10 protein-coding genes are annotated in these 16,789 nt (G+C 39.5%); all 10 read left to right on the top strand.

All coding sequences use genetic code 11. The features are described from left to right. Window positions 1-2,118, top strand: a 2,118-nt coding sequence (locus EPU_RS11635) for a sugar-binding protein (RefSeq protein WP_010167427.1), incomplete at its 5' end; no start/stop codon positions are given. Window positions 2,119-2,142: 24 nt separating this feature from the next. Next, on the top strand, window positions 2,143-2,865 hold the full coding sequence (locus tag EPU_RS05485; RefSeq protein WP_010167426.1) for a sugar-binding protein: 723 nt from the start codon (window positions 2,143-2,145) through the stop codon (window positions 2,863-2,865). A 123-nt stretch (window positions 2,866-2,988) separates the two neighbouring features. After that, a complete protein-coding gene (locus EPU_RS05480) occupies window positions 2,989-6,330 on the top strand; it encodes a sugar-binding protein (protein ID WP_029488078.1) in 3,342 nt (1,113 codons plus the stop codon). A 78-nt stretch (window positions 6,331-6,408) separates the two neighbouring features. Further along, window positions 6,409-8,976, top strand: a complete 2,568-nt coding sequence (locus EPU_RS12670; RefSeq protein ID WP_052296463.1) for a sugar-binding protein — start codon at window positions 6,409-6,411, stop codon at window positions 8,974-8,976. A gap of 173 nt (window positions 8,977-9,149) precedes the next feature. Next, window positions 9,150-10,208, top strand: coding sequence for a glycoside hydrolase family 117 protein (locus EPU_RS05470; RefSeq protein ID WP_010167420.1), 1,059 nt, complete (start codon window positions 9,150-9,152; stop codon window positions 10,206-10,208). A 211-nt stretch (window positions 10,209-10,419) separates the two neighbouring features. Continuing rightward, window positions 10,420-13,101: a flagellar filament capping protein FliD gene (gene fliD, locus EPU_RS05465; RefSeq protein WP_029488076.1), complete on the top strand. Its 2,682-nt coding sequence runs from the start codon at window positions 10,420-10,422 to the stop codon at window positions 13,099-13,101. Between the two features lie 161 nt (window positions 13,102-13,262). Then, complete coding sequence (gene fliS / locus EPU_RS05460; protein ID WP_029488075.1) at window positions 13,263-13,646, top strand: flagellar export chaperone FliS; 384 nt, start codon at window positions 13,263-13,265, stop codon at window positions 13,644-13,646. Further along, on the top strand, window positions 13,639-15,471 hold the full coding sequence (locus EPU_RS05455) for a motility associated factor glycosyltransferase family protein (protein WP_029488074.1): 1,833 nt from the start codon (window positions 13,639-13,641) through the stop codon (window positions 15,469-15,471). Before fliS ends, EPU_RS05455 begins: the two co-directional genes overlap by 8 nt. Further along, the gene (locus EPU_RS05450; RefSeq protein ID WP_010167413.1) at window positions 15,461-15,787 is read left to right on the top strand and encodes a DUF8042 domain-containing protein; all 327 of its coding nucleotides are present in this window, start codon (window positions 15,461-15,463) and stop codon (window positions 15,785-15,787) included. The genes EPU_RS05455 and EPU_RS05450 overlap by 11 nt, the downstream gene beginning before the upstream one ends. A 12-nt stretch (window positions 15,788-15,799) precedes the next feature. Beyond that, on the top strand, window positions 15,800-16,780 hold the full coding sequence (locus EPU_RS05445; protein WP_010167411.1) for an NAD-dependent 4,6-dehydratase LegB: 981 nt from the start codon (window positions 15,800-15,802) through the stop codon (window positions 16,778-16,780). Window positions 16,781-16,789 lie beyond the last annotated feature (9 nt).

Genomic DNA, 16,789 nt, shown 5'->3' with positions numbered 1-16,789 from the left:
CTATCTGCATTAATAGTTGCAAGCATAATTAGTGCATCTTGCACAACAATTTTTGCGATGGATGAGACTGTATTTATTCCTGTTACAGTCGGGATTACCGAAAAGCTTGATCTAAGCCCCGAGTTTTTGCCCATGTCTGATCCAGATAATATTAGACAATGGCAGTTGAGCGTAACGATGTCAGATGAATTTGAAGGTACAACGCTAGATTCAACAAAATGGTATAACTATCATCCGTTTTGGTCTGGAAGAGGCCCGTCGTCTTTTCATAAAGAAAATGTGAGGTTAGAAGATGGCAAATTAGTTCTTTCATCTACATATGAAACTAAACCGACAGAAACTATGTTAGAATTATCCAAAAAACATGGAGACGAATATCACACTTATGCTTCAGCGGCAGTAGTAAGTAAACATAAAGGTGGCTATGGTTATTATGAAGTTATGACTCGTACTGCACCTATTGGGATTTCGTCTTCGTTTTGGTTTAGAGACCCCAAAGTGGCAAAGCGTGAGATAGATGTTTATGAACAAGTGGGAAGGCCAGAAGATGGAAAAATTATCAAGGCTGACGGCTCTACTATTCACGGAAATACGCATCGTTTTGATCACGCCGATGGGAAAAATACTACCACGCCATTTGGTCTAGATACCGGAATTGATCTAACAGAAGATTATCATGTTTATGGACTCGAATGGGGCAAAGAAAAGATTCGATTTTATTTTAACGGACAATTGATCTATGAATTTGATAATACAGAAAAGCAAGAAATTTTTGAGCCGTTACATGTAATATTTGATATGGAAACTAGATTATTTGATATTAAAACTGATCCGCCTGCAGATAAATTTTATACTTACACAGCTGCAGATGGCGAAGAACGATACACCGGAGATTTTCATATAGAATACTTTAGAGCATGGCGTTCTGATATACCGCAAGATGCTTCTGATCATGAAATTGAAGTAGAAGACTATAAGCATCCTGTGAATAATTTTGTTGCGGAGTACGGTTCTCCCACAATTACTGAAACTAGCGTGGCTGTTGATCCAATTTGGGAAAGCATAAATCCTATATCATTCTTGCAGGCAAAACGCGGGGAAATAACGGAAGATACCGAGTTTGCTGGAGTTAAAGCTATGTGGGACGAAGATTATTTGTATATTTTATGTGAAGTTGTTGATTCTGAAATATATAAAAATCCAACAACAATTCACGAAAGCGACTGTACTGAGCTCTATATTAGTGCATATAAAGATACTACCGGACAATACGGTATAGACGATTTTTGGATCAAAATTTATCCAGATGGAACTACTCAAAATCATGAAAATATGCCAGAGGGAACTATTACCAACAGCTTTTTAACAGCAGCAGGATATACCACTCAGTATAAAATTCCACATAAGTTATATAATGGTCGAACGGGGGCCGCTATAGGTTTTGATATTCAGATTAATGATGCATCAGAGCAAGCTGGCGAGCGACATACCATTCTCGGTTGGAATGATACTATCAATCAAGCATACAAAAATCCAGATGTGTTTGGACAGCTAACTTTTGAAGACGCCAATGGCAACAACGAGCCGATTTCAAATATGCCTCTAATTTCGTTTGAAGATGGAGAAGATCCTGTCTGGTCGGTATCTGGAAACAAAAAAACTGCGTCTGAAATTGTATCATACACAGGAGTAAAAGCAATGTCGGTGACAATGGGCGAGCGTGCCACCGCAAAAGCAGATGTAACAACTCTAACATTGGCTCCAAAAAGCGGAGTGTGGAATATCGGAGGAAATGATCGCATCGTGTCGACGATAACAAATCCCACCGATGAAAGTATTCAAATTAGAATTAATGTAGCAGATGCGCTTGGAAATGAAAAGATGACGTACTTCACAGTAGCTGCAGGTGCGACAAAAGAATGCGTTGTAGGTCCAGAAAAGCTGGGTCGGCCGGGAGTGAATGCTTCTGCGTGGACTGGAGATGGGCACTCAGGAAATGGGGTTGATACTTCGCAAATCACAAAAATCAAGTATTATATGCCAGAAGAACTCGCAAATGTTATGAAAGGTGTAACTCAAGCAACGTTCGTTGTCGACGAAGTCTATGCTACTAGATAGCAAATATAAGGAGGATTTATTTTTATGAAAAAATTATCAGCGTTAGTTATAGCAGGAGTTATTGGAATTTCTACAACCAGTTTATTTGCAGCAGAGCCTCATCCAATCAAAACTATTAAAGCAGAATATGGCAGCCCGGTTATCGAAAAGACTGCCGTTGATCCATTGTGGGATAATGTATTGCCGGTTTCGTTTCTGCACGCAAAAAAGGGTGCGATTACAGAAGAAACAGAATTTCCATCAGTAAAAACTATGTGGGATGAGAATTATGTATATGTATTGGCGGAAATTGATGATTCTGAAGTGTACAAAAATCCAGATCCAAAAAAACTTCACGAAAGCGACTACCTCGAATTATATTTCAACCCGCTAAAAGATCGTGAAAACGATAAATATGATGACACTGAGTTTTGGCTAAAAATTCATGCAGATGGAACTTTTGAGCATCATGTAAATGCGCCAGAAGGCATAGTTGCTAAAGGATTTTTAGTGGAAGGTGGATACGTTGCTCAAGTGAAAGTACCTCATGAGCTATATACCGCATCRGCAAACGAAACCATCGGCTTCGACTTCCAAATAAGTGACGCTTCGGCGGCAACAGGAGTACGTGATACAATATTAGGTTGGAATGATACAGTTAATTCGGCTTGGAAAAATCCTTCGGTAGTTGGGGAGTTGAAATTTGATCCGCCTTCTGTTCCTACAACAATCCCGGCAGCAGCACCGATTCCAACAACAGCTCCATAAGCCATAGCACTTTAAATTACTGCCTTAAAAAACGGAGCTGGATACATTAATCTGGCTCCAATCGTTGCGCAAAATGCAGCGAATATACTGTTTAATTATTAGATACCAGGAGGAATTCATTTTATGAAGAAGAATTTATCAGCATTAGTTATCACAGGTTTAGTAGGTTTTTCTCTTTCTACAATAAGTGTTTCTGCAGCGCATCCAGTAAAAACTACCACTGCCGCTTTTGGAACTCCTATTATTGACGAACAAGCTGTCGATTCGATTTGGAACAGTGTCGAGCCAATCACTATGTTTCAAGCAAAACGCGGCGAAATTACAGAAGATACGGCTTTTCCTTCGGTTAAAACTATGTGGGACAATGAATATGTTTATATATTAGCAGAAGTGGAAGATTCAGAAATCTATAAAAATGAGGTAACTTTGCACGAAAGTGATTATACAGAGTTATACTTCAACCCTTTGAAAGACCGCGAAAATGATACATATGATGATTCGGAATTTTGGATTAAGATACATCCAGATGGAACTTTGGAAAGCCATGCAAATGCTCCAGAAGGAATTATTTCGACCGCATTTGTAACTGATACAGGATACGTAACTCAGGTTAAAATACCTCATGAGTTATACACCGCARAAGAAGGAGAAACTATCGGATTTGACCTTCAAATTGGCAACGCATCGGCAGCGACGGGGAAGCGCGATATTATTTTAGGATGGAACGACACGATTAATTCGGCATACAAAAATCCAGCTGTTGTAGGAGAATTAGTATTTGGCGAAGCGGTAAATCCTCTAATAGGCAAAACTTCTACACCGCTAGAACTATTTATTCCTGCTGTTAATCAAGAAGTGAAGGTAACAGAAAACGGTCACGTTGTAAAAACTATGAACGCGTTTTATGGCAGTCCCGAGATCACTGCAGATGCAACGGCGGTTGATCCAATCTGGAATAGCATTTCTGCAGCAACCGATTTTCACGCAAAAACTGGAGAGCTTATATCTCCTACTGCAATTAAGGCTATGTGGAACGAGGAATTTATTTATTTCTTAACAGAAGTGTCGGACCCAGAAATATTTAAGGCTAATAGCCCCGCAATACATGAGAGCGACAACACAGAGTTATATCTCGACCCAAATTTGAGCCGTGCCGCGTCGTATGATAATGATGACGTTTGGATTAAAATATTCCCAGATGGGTTTACGCAAGGGCACGCAAACATGCCAGAAGGCACTGTGACTAATTCTATAATTACAGAAACCGGATATATCACTCAGTATAAAATTCCATTTGCGGCGACAGCGGCACAGACAATTGGTTTCGATATTCAGATTAATGATGGCGACGAAGCAACAGGAAAGCGTCACAGTATTTTGGGATGGAATGATACCACTGGAGATACCTGGAAAACCTTGGAAACTGTTGGGGAATTATATTTCGCACCAGCCACTTCAAATCCTGTGCAACCAAGAGCGGCGGTTACTACATCTACCGCAACATTATCTTCTGGTGAAGAGCATCCAGTCAAAAACATCGAAGTTGCATATGGAACTCCCGCAAGCTTTGCAACTGCCGAAGCTCTCGATCCAGCTTGGGATAACGCATCGTCCATATTTGACTTTCATGCCAAAAAAGGTGAAATCACCCCTGATTCCGAACTCTCCAGTGTCGACCTCTTGTGGGACGAAGAATATTTGCATATCTTAGCCATTGTAGACGATACGGAAATTTTCAAAAACGAAGCAACTCTACACGAAAGCGATTATGTAGAATTGTACTTCAATCCACTCATAGATCGTTCAAATGGTAAATACGATAAAGAAGAGTTTTGGATCAAAATACATCCAGACGGAACTTTCGAGAGCCACGCAAATGCTCCAGAAGGTATCGAATCGAGCGCGGTAATTGTGGAGGGCGGATATATCGCAGAAGCAAAAATACCTCACACTTTATATACTGCAGAGCCCGGAGCGACAATTGGCTTCGATTTGCAAATAGGCGACGCTTCGGCGGCCACAATGATGCGCGAYACGATTATGGGTTGGAATGACACAATTAATTCGGCGTGGAAAAATCCTGATGTTGTCGGAACGTTAACATTCCTTGCAAAAGATGCGATTCCGCAAAATATAGCTGCACCTATTTCTGCTACCAAAAAAGAGCCAGAGGGCCCGGTCGTGATTCCTACTCCGGTGGTTACTGTATCTGATAGAAAAATTTCGTCTGGCCAGACAATTCCTGTAAAGCACACAACCGTGGTATATGGAACTCCAAAGTTTGATGCGAACACAACATCGATGGATCCTGTTTGGGATAAGGCAACGGAAATCACCGACCTTCGTGCTAAGCGTGGCGAAATCACAGAAGATACTGATATGTCGACAATCAAATTGATGTGGGATGAAAAATTTTTATACGTAATGGGTGTGATAACAGATTCTGAAATTTTTAGAAAAGATGARAGCCCTGGAGATGGCGACAACTTAGAGATGTTCTTCAATCCGCTAGTGGATCGCTCAAATGGTGCATATGACACGAATGAGTTCTGGATCAAAGTATATCCAAATGGCGATATCGAAAGCAATGCCAACATACCAGAGGGTGTCGTGGCGAGCGCGTATTTAACAAAAGATGGGTACGTAGTACAAACAAAAATCCCGCACACTGCATATGAGCCAAAAGCCGGAACCACCATCGGATTCGATTTCCAGGTAAATAATGGATCGGCAGATATTAATACGCGTCATACAATTTTGGGATGGAATGATACCTTGAATGCAGCGTATGCAAATCCAGATGTAGTYGGAGAATTGACACTGATGGGCAAGCGCGGTGAATTTGGCGACTATGTTCCAGCTGCTACTAAAGTGGAGTCGATTCCGGCAATTCCGCTAGAGCCAGCCATTATAATCGAGCCGCTTCCAGATCCTATCCCGGCAGTGGCAATGCCAGTAGTAAATTTTGATGCCTCCGAGGCTGTGGTCTGGAAAGTAAGCGGAACGCCTGAGACTTCGGCAAATGTTGTGGCAATTGAAGGAAATCGAGCTGTACAGGTTGCGATGGGTGCGCGTCAGGCAGATGGCATTGGAATGTCGACGTTAACGCTAGARCCRGAAGCGGATGCGTGGACGTTGGGTGAGAACAATACGATTGCCGCGACGATAATCAATCCGTCATCTGATGTKGCGGTGCAAGTAAGAATGAAARTTACAGATCACTTTGGYAATGAAAAGATGAACTATTTTACAGTTGAGCCTGCAACAATAAAGGTTGTAAACGCCGTATTGGGAGAGGCTGGAGTRGCAGAGTCAGATTGGAGCGGCCTCGATGGGCACGCAGGAAAAGGCGTAGATAAAACTCAAATCACAAAGATCGAATTCTATATTCCAGAAGATATGCTAGATGTAATGCCTGGAGTGAAGTCCGCAGCATTTATCATCGATTCGGTTCGAGGAGAATAATTTTATATATCCCGCGTTGGCGAGTGAACGGTGCGGGGTATTTTACTTAATAATAAAAATTTTGAGGAGGCATTATTTATGAAGAAAATTTCAACATTAGTGATAGCGGGAGTTATAGGATTATCTGCAGCCGGAGCTGCCATCGTTGCGACAGAAGTTGCGGAAGTGGCGACAGTTCCAAAAGTAACAGATGAGCCAATACCAGTTGAGATCTCAGAGCCAGTAGTAGCATTTGAAGAAGCTTTTGAACCTGCAGCAGATGCTAAAGCTGAGCCAGAAAAACTAATATTGGATATGGAAGTATTTGAAGAAATTCCTGTATCAACCGATGCGTCAACAGCCGATGTGCCTGCAACAACAATTGTGGTAGATACGCCGCCACCAGCTGGTCCGATTGAGTATGATCCGATTCCGCTAAAGGTTGARACTCTTGCTGATGGTACGCAACATCCGGTGAAAACTATGAGAGCGATTTACGGAAGCCCGAATATTTCGATAATGGATCCGATATGGGATTTAGCACCGGCAGTAGTTGACTTTAGTGCAAAGCGAGGAAAGATGCAAGCAGATAAAGAGTATGCTTCAGTCAAGGCTATGTGGGACGATGCGTTTTTATATGTATTGGTAGAAAACGTGGATGAAGAAATTTACAGAAATCCAGCATCTGCAGATGAAAGYGATAATACTGAATTATATTTAAATCCTAACAAAAATCGTTCTAGCTCRACATACGATGAAGATGATTTCTGGATTAAAATTTTCCCAGACGGGCAAGTGTTAAATCACAAAAAYACGCCTGCTGGTGTGGAGACAAATGTCTTTGCAACAGAGGTTGGATACACTACTATATACAAAATTCCGCATACGCATGATGTTGTAGCGAATGAAACCATCGGATTTGATATACAGATAAACGACGGCGATGTAGCAACAGGAAAGCGTCACACAATTTTAGGCTGGAATGATAAGATCAACTTGGCGTATATGCATCTTGATATGGTTGGAGAATTGTTACTAGTTTCCCCAGCTGCGATGCCAGAAGTTCCAGCAACTCCAAATGTGCCTGCAACTCCAAATGTGCCTGCAACTCCAAATGTGCCTGCAACTCCAGATGTGCCAGCAACTCCAGATGTGCCAGCAACTCCAGATGTGCCTGCAACTCCAGATGTACCAGCAACTCCAGATGTGCCTGCAACTCCAGATGTGCCAGCAACTCCAGATGTGCCAGCTGCCGATGTGCCTGCAACTCCAGAAGTTCCAGCAACTCCAGATGTACCAGCAACTCCAGATGTGCCAGCCGCCGATGTGCCTGCCGCCGATGTGCCAGCAACTCCAGATGTACCAGCAACTCCAAATGTGCCAGCAACTCCAGATGTGCCAGCCGCCGATGTGCCTGCAACAACAATTGTGGTAGATACGCCGCCACCAGCTGGTCCGATTGAGTATGATCCGATTCCGCTAAAGGTTGAGACTCTTGCTGATGGTACGCAACATCCGGTGAAAACTATGAGAGCGATTTACGGAAGCCCGAATATTTCGATAATGGATCCGATATGGGATTCAGCACCGGCAGTAGTTGACTTTAGTGCAAAGCGCGGAGAGATGCAAGCAGATAAAGAGTATGCTTCAGTCAAGGCTATGTGGGACGATGCGTTTTTATATGTATTGGTAGAAAACGTGGATGAAGAAATTTACAGAAATCCAGCATCTGCAGATGAAAGCGATAATACTGAATTATATTTAAATCCTAACAAAAATCGTTCTAGCTCAACATACGATGAAGATGATTTCTGGATTAAAATTTTCCCAGACGGGCAAGTGTTAAATCACAAAAACACGCCTGCTGGTGTGGAGACAAATGTCTTTGCAACAGAGGTTGGATACACTACTATATACAAAATTCCGCATACGCATGATGTTGTAGCGAATGAAACCATCGGATTTGATATACAGATAAACGACGGCGATGTAGCAACAGGAAAGCGTCACACAATTTTAGGCTGGAATGATAAGATCAACTTGGCGTATATGCATCTTGATATGGTCGGAGAATTGTTACTAGTTTCCCCAGCTGCGATGCCAGAAGTTCCAGCAACTCCAAATGTGCCTGCAACTCCAGATGTGCCAGCAACTCCAAATGTGCCAGCGCCAGCGGTCGATGCACCTCTAGCCGATGCTATGCCATTAATCTCATTTGAAAAAGATGAGGCAAAAGTGTGGAGGGTAACAGGAAATCCTGCAACTACAGCGAAAATCGATTCGGGCGAAGGCGCTGTGGATGGCGAGAGAGCTATCACGGTAAATATGCTTCAGCGCGCTACTGGCAAAGTTGGATTATCTACGCTTAGATTGGCCCCAGCAGAGGGAACTTGGCAGATGGGTAGCAATAATCAAATTCTAGCTTCGATTACTAACCCGAACGACTTTGCTATTCAGATAAGATTGAATGTGATTGATGTTAATGACGATGAGATAGCAGTAGACTATACGATGGTTGCTAATTCGACCGAAGAGTTGGCAATATCTGGTGTAGCTAATGTAGAGGTGGCGGAGATTAAGGTGTTTATTCCGGAATATCTAGCTGGTGCGATGCCTGGAATTAAAAGTGCCTCATTCATTGTTGATAAAATATGGGCAACGAAATAATTATATAATGGGAGAGCGATTGCGGAAGTGGCAGTCGCTTTTTTTGTAGCATAAATTTTGGTTTTTTTGCTATTTTGCCTAGCGACATTTGAGAGTGCATGTTATAATGCGAAACAAGATCCGATAATCGATCTAAAAATATTTAGGGACTAAAAATATTTAGGGAGGTTCTAATGAAGAAAAGCGCAGCTACAATTAGAGCAGAAGAACGCAATTACTATCAAGGGCCGGAATGGTTTTGTACGTTCCCAACTAATCCTATTAAAGGTTTGGAGAGAGAGGAAGGCATTCATAGGCGCGACCCTAGCAGTGTGATTAAGGTTGATGATACGTACTATGTTTATTACACGAAGTCGTATGGACCGCACGTGGGATTTAGTAGCGGAGATTTGAGTGCGAAGGTATTTCCATGGGATTACGCCGAAATTTGGGTAGCCACATCAAAGGACGGATGGACTTGGGAAGAGCAAAACGTTGCGTTAAAGCGCGGTGAGCCAGGCCGATTTGATGATAGAAGCGTCTTTACAGCAGAGATCTTGAAGTATGATGGAAAATATTACCTAGTGTACCAAACTGTTCAGGACCCATACGTTAATAGAAGTTTTGAGAATATTGCAATAGCAGTAAGTGACAGCCCGCTGGGGCCGTTTGTAGGATCCGATGAACCGATTTTAACGCCAACAATGGATGGTGAATGGGATGGGGACGAAGACAATAGATTTTTGGTAAAGAAGAAAGGGAGCTTTGACAGCCACAAAGTTCATGATCCGCTTTTATTTCATTATAGAGACAAGTTTTACCTGTACTATAAGGGCGAAAGAATGGGCGAAGAGATGTATATGGGTGGACGTGAAACCATGTGGGGGCTCGCAATTGCAGATAAAATTGAGGGGCCGTATGTCAAGAGCGAATATAACCCGGTAACCAACTCGGGGCATGAAACTTGCTTATGGCAATATGACGGAGGCATGGCTGCGTTTTTGAGAACAGATGGCGTTGAAAAAAATACCATTCAGTTTGCACCAGACGGAATCAATTTCGAGATAAAGTCGGTTATTCCTAGTGGCCCTATTGCACCTGGACCGTATAGACCGGACGAACCAACGACGTATCCGCTAGAAGGAATGAAGTGGGGGCTCTCTCAMAAGCTAGATGGCTGGGGTCAMCTAGTGCGCTTTGATTTAAGTACGCATCAAGCCGATATTTATAAGCGCAAAAGTAAGTTTAATTAGGCTATTTTGCTTGGTAGCAATGCATTCTGCTTRTGCAGGATTTTGGCTATTGTTGCCAGGTTTTACATAATTTGGAACGAAGTATAAATATGAAGATATTATAAAATTTTAATGCAGTTCAATAAAAATGTCTTTTTCTATTAATTTATTGGTATTTTATGACGATATTATTTTTGATTAAATAAATTTTCGAAAAAGGAGACTGATAAATATGAGTACAATAAGTTCTTCGGGGCTATCATTTTCGGGGTTAGCATCAGGGATGGATACAGATGCGATGGTTAAAGCAATGATATCGGGTTATGAGACGAAATATAATAATGAACAAAAAGAGCAGCTGATGCTGGATCTGAAATTAGAAAAATATAGAGAAGTGAATACAAAAGTGGTTGATTTTTATGACGACTATCTAAGAAAAATGAGATTAGAATCGACGTTTAACTCGAGYACGACATCGAGCTCAAATCCAGATGCGGTAGAGGTAACGGGAGGCGGAAAAACTGGGGATCAAATTACGATTACGCAGTTAGCAAAACCTATTAATGTAACAACGAATAAAGTTAATAGCGATATTAAAAGCGGAGATACCAAACTAAGCGAATTGGGGTTTAGTGTATTAGATGGAATCAAATTTACTGAYAAAGATGGTAATGAGACCATAATTGGATTAAGGGAATTAGATGGTAAAGGTATGATAGAATCGAATAAAAACGGCGTCATATCTGTTGAGACGGTAGATGATCTAATAGATGCATTTGCAGATMAAGATATTAGCATTGGATTTGATGAAGAAACTGGAAAATTTGATTTAACTAGTTTTAACGATCACAATGGAAATGCYAGCTATACAATTTCTGCTGTAAAAATGCAAGAGAAGGAGSYTCAAGATCCAACATTGGATAGTACTCAATATGAATATGTTGATATCGAGGATAATAYAGGTACAACGCATGTTGACGAAGCAGAAGAGGCGACGAATGAGCTACTAGGCAAATTAGGACTAGCTGGAAAGACCACTTGGGAGGTTGACGAAAGATCGCTAGCCAAGCATGCTAAAATTTCAAAAGATTTGCATGGACACACTCTAGAGATAAATGGCAATTCAATAAATATTGATAGTACAACTACGATGGATGATATAAAAAATATGTTAGGATTAGAAGTTGATGAAGAAGGATATTTTGATGTTACGAAGATGAGTGGTATAAAAGTAACAGACAGCGCGACTGGTGCTGAAGTACAAAATAATGATATCGAGATTGCTCTAAGCGACCTGGGTATAGAAGACGGATACGTTGTTCAAAGCAGTAGATATGAGAGTGTGCAAGTTGGACTAAAGGAAATTGATGGAAAAACGACGCTAGGAGATCTGGGTGTATCTGGCTCAATCGAAATAGAGATCGATGGAAATTCGCATGTCATAAAGCTTGATGAAAAGAAAACTTTGGAGGAATTGACAGAGGAATTAAATAAAACAGGATTGAAAGTGGAATTTCATGATGGGCAAGACTCCTTTAGCATAACAACTGATGCGAAATCTCTGAAAATTAAAGAAACAGAAACGGGATCGTTAGCAAAACTAGGAATCCAGCCTCCAACAGAGGGCAAAGAGCCAGTTACTGAAGATACGGCTCTTACAGAACTTGGATTTAAAATAGGAGATGTTATTACGGTAGAAGATAAGTACCAGGGGACTCGCCGAATAGAAATTGTTGATCCTTCTTCAGGTGGCGGCAGTACTGGGTATCAAACGGCAGCTACAATGGACGATCTAGCGGGAACTGGGTTTTTTTCATTTGATGAAAAAACTCAAACTATAAAGCTAAATAGAGAAGATACAATGACGGATATTAAGGTTCAATCCAAGTCTCAATTTGATAAAGAAATGGATCCGACAAGGCCGCCAAAAACAGATGCTGAGATAGAGGCTGAACATGAATATACTGTGGAAAGTTTAAAGAATTTAGGAATTTCTAAATCTATTGTATATGAAGACGGTATACCTAGATTTGAGTATGAAACTTCAGTTGTTGGAGAAGGCGACTATGAATACGAAGCGCAATTAGCTAAAGGTACATACAACGGTATGGAAGTGGAATCCGATACTAATGTATTTAAACTAGACGGAATAACTTTTGTTGCAAAGAAAATTACTGATGATCCAGAAACTAAAGAAGTTGAAGAAGTGGTGACTATTGATAAAACCATAGATGAAGAAGCGTTATTTGAAACCATCACAGGTTTTGTAGACGCATATAATACTTTAGTAGACGAACTTTCTGCATATACCGATGCTCCATATGACCCTAAAAAAGATAGCGGCTATACACCATTACTACCAGATGAAAAAGAAGGAATGAGTGATGCGGACATAGAGCTTTGGGACGAAAAAGTTGATAGTTTATTGCTTAGAGACGACCCTAACATCGAGAGGTTACTAGACAGCTTAAGATATGACCTAATGGAGGTATATCCTGGAAACGAAAGCTTTAAGTCGTTGGGAGAAATTGGCATTACATCTAGTATTGACTATACGCAACAAGGCAAGCTCGAAATCGATGAAGAAAAGCTTAGAGCGGCGATTACCAAAGATGCGGAAGGGATCAAAACATTATTTGTGGGCGATAGCGAAAAAGGCGTCGACGGCTATGCTGAAAAAATGTATGACGGGGTAACAGAACTCCTAAAATCCAGTAATACAAGTAGTTCGATGTTTTTGTTTAACGACTTAGAGCTAGAAAAAGCAATCACCGATCAGCAAGAAGAAATAGATAAAGCCTATGACAATATGATTGCCAAAGAAGAAATATATCAAGCCCAATTTTTAGCAATGGAGATGGCGATTCAAGAAATGAATTCTCAGATGAACCTATTTAACCAATCTGCGATGTAAAAAAATACTGATAGAATAAAAGATCAATCTTCTGATCAGAGAATATTAAAAAGTATATTTTTAAAATTATTGTATATAATAAATGTAAAATCAAAAGCCACTGATGTATGATGTTTTAATTGTTCATTGTGGTTTTTGTGATTTATTGAGAGGAGATTATAATGGTAAAACAAGCTTATAAYTCATATAGGAATAATGCTATTATGACAGCGAGCCCGGCAGAGTTAACATTGATGCTATATAATGGAGCGATAAAATTTTGTACGATGACTATTGAAAGCATTGAGAAAAAAGAGTTATCCAATGCGCATAAATATAACGTTAGAGTGCAAGATATTATAATAGAGTTAAAGATTACAYTAGATAAAAAGTACGAAATTGCAGAAGAAATGGATAGGCTTTATACTTATATTTTGAAGATTTTGCGTGAAGGTAATATAGAAAAAAATGTCGATAAAATTAATGAAGCAAAAGGGTTGATTACTGTGTTTAGAGATACTTGGCGAGAAGTTATGAATAAAGGACCTGTTTTGGCGAATGAGTGATACTAAGCAGTCACCAGATGAAGAGCAAAAAAAGCAAGAAAAAATTGACCCTACTTATGGAATTTACGACGTTGAATTTGAAATACGCAATAGTAAAACCGTTGGAGAATATTCTCTAAGACTTAAGAAAGATAATGTCTCTAGGTATGTTGTTAGCAAATATGCTCCGCGTGAAAAAATTAAAGAAAAGCTAGATTTATATAACAAACATTCTAGTACTATATTTGTAGTTTTTGGCTTTGCATTTGGATATGTGGTAGACGAAATTATTAAAAAAATGGGAAACAGTGCCACAATTTTTTTAATTGAACCTTCACCTAACGTATTAAAAGCACAAGCAAATTTGGTGGTAAGAGAAAACTATGCTCAAGTAAACTTTTATAACGAAATATCGTTTAGTCGTTTTTATGCAAACTTCTTTAGTCAGCTGCATATGGGCAATGTAGATTATCTAGAGATTATAGATTTATTTGATTATAAGTTTTTTTATCCAAAATACTATGAGAGAATCATGGGTATAATTGAGGTTTGCGAATCAGATTTGCGTACTAATCTCGGAACAGTTAGCGCAATTGGTGATAGATACCTAAGCAATTTACTAAACAATATTGGCTATTTAAATTCTTCATATGACATTAAAGCTATCAAAAATAAATATAAAGGGTATCCTGTTGTAGTTGTTATGGCAGGACCTTCTTTAGATAAAAATTTGGAAGAGCTGAAGAACTTTGATGGCTTGATTTTTGCTATAGGTAGAACGGTCCAGTCTGTAAAAGGTATTGGTAAAAACCCTGATTTTTCTTTTATTGTAGATTACAGCGTTAAGATGGATGCGACATTTGGTGGGTTTTATGATATTCCTCTAGTAGCATTAATTAGCTCTGCGCAAGAGGTTATTAATAATTGGGAAGATAAAATATATTTTATAACTCACGACCACACGATGGAAGAGCTTGTTGATGTAAAATTGGAAGAATTTGAGATAAATGTTTCTGTGTCGACATTAGCRATAGAGTTTGCTAAGTATGTAGGTGCTGGTCCTATCATTAYAATAGGACAAGACTTGGGCTTTACCAGAAAGAAGATGTATTCAAAAACGTGTAACRTATATGAAAACCCAAATCTCGCCGAAAGATTAGATAAAGTTGACGTTAGCAAATCTAAGGTACACGAAATTGTTCAGGGCTATTATGACGATGAAGAGATTCTAAGCACTAGTATTTTTACGGCCATCAAACGCTGGATCCAACGCTTCATAAAAGCTAATCCTAATATAAAAGTTATCAATTCAACAGAAGGCGGAGCTAGAATTGAGGGCGCACTACAAATGCCGCTAAAAGAAGCGATCGAAAAATATAATTATCAGAAAACTGATATAGATTATGTTCCGCAATTGCTATTCCCTGAGCCTATAGATGTAGAGGCTAGATTAACTGAAACTCTCGAAAAATTAGAGTTAAAGATGGATCTTATTAAGCGGGTAACCGAAAAATCTAAAGAGTTAATGAAAATCTATGAAGAATATGATCCCAATTTGTCTTCAGATAAAGTAAAAGAAATTTATGTGCAAATTCATAATTTAGAAGTTGAGCTGAGCCAAATTGAAGTGGATCGTATATATCGTTATATTTTTGAAAAACTATCGTATGATATTAGTAGAAATCCAGATTATAAATATCAGCCTAAAAGAGATGATGTAGAAAATGCGCTCAAAATTACTATGGGCAGTATACTCTTGTATAAATCTATGGAGATAGCAATAMGAGGTGCGATTGCTGCAATAAAGAAAAGGCTTGGATTTGAGGAGGAAAACGATGAGCAATGATATTATKGAACGCAAAGAAGATTTACAAAATTATTTACCAAAACTAGAAAAGGGTTTTGTAACTATATTAAATAAACTAAAAAATGATCAAGGAATTAAGGGTTTTGAAATGTTAACAGATGCATTAGAAGGCTTAAGTTGGGTAACATCATCTTTGGAATTAGTRGATTCTACGATAATTAATGTAGAAGATTTTCAAGATACAGTAGAAACATTACTAGATGCGATGGAAAACAAAGATGTTGAAACTATTTCTGACGTGATAGAATTTGAATTATTAGATTTAGTCAACGAGTGGGCAGAAAAGTTAGATTAAGGAAGGTGCAATTTGGAGAAGACAATTGTAACAGGAGCAGATGGTTTTATAGGCTCTCATTTATGTGAAAAATTGGTTAAAGAAGGAAAAAAAGTTAAGGCATTTGTGTATTATAACTCATTTAATTCATGGGGTTGGCTTGATACTATTGATGAGAAAGTTAAAAATGAGATAGAGATATTTGCGGGAGACATTAGGGATTCGAATGGTGTGAGGGTGGCGTTAACAGGAATGGATSTAGTCTACCATTTGGCCGCTTTGATAGCGATTCCCTTCAGCTATCATTCTCCTGAGTCATATGTTGATACTAATATAAAAGGTACGTTAAATATACTCCAGGCAGCTAAAAACTTGGATTTATCTCGAGTGTTAATCACATCTACATCTGAGGTATATGGAACTGCAGATTATGTTCCCATAGACGAAAAGCATCCCTTTAAGGCGCAATCTCCATATTCAGCAACCAAGATAGCTGCAGATAGGTTGGCGGAATCCTTTTATAGAAGCTTCAATTTGCCTGTTACAATTGTTCGACCGTTTAATGCGTATGGGCCTCGTCAATCGGCACGGGCGGTTATTCCAACTATCATTACTCAGTTGCTTGCAGGTAAAGAAGTGATTAAACTTGGTGCGCTATCACCAACCCGCGACTTTAACTATGTAAAAGATATTGCAGATGGCTTTGTTGCGATTGCAAATTCGGATCAAACGATTGGTGAAGAAATAAATATTGCAACAGAACGAGAGATCAGCATAGAGGGGCTTGCAAAGGAGCTTATATCTCAAATCAATCCCACAGCGACGATTATATGCGAATCCGAAAGAATGCGACCGGCCAAAAGTGAAGTAGAACGATTGCTRGGCTCCAATGAAAAGATAAAAGCTCTCACCGATTGGGAGCCGCAATATACTTTTGCGCAAGGGCTTCACGAAACAATCGAGTGGTTTAAACAAAATACCGCAGGATATAAAACAGACATTTATAATATATAGGGTGATGTT

This window comes from Candidatus Epulonipiscium viviparus (assembly GCF_000171335.1).
Classification (GTDB): Bacteria; Bacillota; Clostridia; order Lachnospirales; family Cellulosilyticaceae; genus Epulonipiscioides; species Epulonipiscioides viviparus.
The sequence above is the reverse complement of the archived record's forward strand: the minus strand, read 5'-3'. Positions and strand labels throughout refer to the sequence as shown.